Source organism: Roseateles sp. P5_B10 (genome assembly GCF_056400485.1).
Genome location: NZ_JBFULE010000975.1, coordinates 1 through 1,766 on the forward strand (window position 1 = coordinate 1; position 1,766 = coordinate 1,766).

The 1,766-nt window shown below is 70.3% G+C and carries 1 protein-coding gene; it reads right to left on the minus strand.

Translation table 11 applies throughout. From position 1 onward, the window contains the following. Nucleotides 1-127: 127 nt before the first annotated feature. Nucleotides 128-1,766, minus strand: a 1,639-nt coding sequence (locus AC1DU6_RS29920; protein WP_477861665.1) for an ABC transporter permease, incomplete at its 5' end; no start/stop codon positions are given.

Consider the following 1,766-nt stretch of genomic DNA (forward strand, 5'->3'; position numbering starts at 1 on the left):
GCGGGACGAGCGACGGGCCGCTCCCTAGCCGGCCCGCTCTGGCGATGTGCTTGCGGCTTGATGCCGCAAGCATCGCCGTCCCCTCGGGGGACCGGCCAAGGTTCTCCTTGGACGAGGGGCTCCATTTCTACTCCCGTGCCAGCGCATCCACCGGGCTCAATGCAGCAGCGCGCCTTGCCGGCAACGTGCCAAACACCAGGCCCACGCCGCTGGACACCGCAAAGGCCACGCCCAGCGCCGCCCAGCTGATCACCACATGCAGATGCTGCTGAGCCGCGTTGACGGCCTGGGCCGCCAGCCAGCTCAGGCAGACACCCACAAGGCCGCCCAGGATGCACAGCACGACGGCCTCGATGAGGAACTGCAGCCGCACATCGCCCTGGCGCGCGCCGACGGCCATGCGGATGCCGATCTCGCGGGTGCGCTCGGATACCGACACCAGCATGATGTTCATGACGCCCACGCCGCCCACCAGCAGCGAGATGGCCGCGACGCCAGCGAACAGCGCCGCCATCGCGCTGGTCACGCTCTGGAACTTGCGGAACTCCTCTTCGCCGTTCCAGGTGCCGAAGTCCTCGCGGCCGTGCAGGGCCTTGAGGCGGTGGATGATCTGCTCGCGCACCTGCTGGGGCGGCACGGTCAGGTCCAGCAGCACGTCGAAGTTGTCGACGTCGGCGCGCGCGTCCAGCTTGCGCGAGAAGGTGGTGTGCGGGATGTAGAGCTGGCCCAGCCAGCTGCCAAAGCTGAAGGCGCCGCCCTCGGGTGCGACGACGCCGACGACCGTGAAGGGCAGGGCGGCGGTGGGCGGTGGCGGCGCGCCTGGCTGCTGGGCGGCCTGGGCGTCAGGCGCCATGCCGGGGTTGACGAAGACGAGCTGGCCCAGCGGCGACTCGCCCTTCTTGAACAGCGCGTCGCGCGATTTCTCGTCGAGGACGACGACCTGGCTGCGGGTCTCGAAGTCCATCGCGCTGAGGTAGCGGCCCTGCACGAGCTTGAGCTTGCGTGCCTTCAGCGTGACCGTGTCGCCACCGATGGCCTCCAGCATCGCGTCACGCGACTGGTGTCGCGCGGTCAGCTGCATCTGGCGGTTCAGCGTGATGCTCTTGACGCCATTGAGCGCGCGTAGCGAGTCGATCTCGTGCGGCCGGAAGGGCTGGGGCACGGCCCCGGGTGGCAGGGCGGGGTTGCCGCGCCAGACGGGGATGCGGCCGGAGATCAGGCTGCTGAGGTCCGTCTCGATGGAGTCCCGTGCGGCGGTGGTCAGCGCGACGATGCTGACGACGGAGGCGATGCCGATGCTGATGCCCAGCATGGACAGGGCCGTGCGCAGCCGGTTGCCCTTGAGCGCCAGCAGGGCCGTCGCGACGGCCTCGCGCCATTGCACCTGGAGTCGGCGCAGGCGGCCGCCTTCCTTCACGGGCGGCGCATCGCTGGGCAGCTCGGTGGGTGCGACGTGGCCGGCCGGCGTGCCGTTGTCAGCGACGACCTTGCCGTCCTTCAGCTCGATGACGCGCCGCGCATGAGCCGCCACGGCGGCGTCGTGGGTGACGAGGATGATGGTGTGGCCGCGCTGGTTCAGCTCTTCGAGCAGGCGCAGCATCTCGGCGCCGGAGGCCGAGTCCAGCGCGCCGGTGGGTTCGTCGGCCAGGATGATCTGGCCACCGTTCATCAGCGCCCGGGCGATGGACACGCGCTRCTGCTGGCCGCCCGAGAGTTCATTGGGCCGGTGGTGCAGGCGGTCGCCCAGGCCCAGCCGCTCCAGCAGC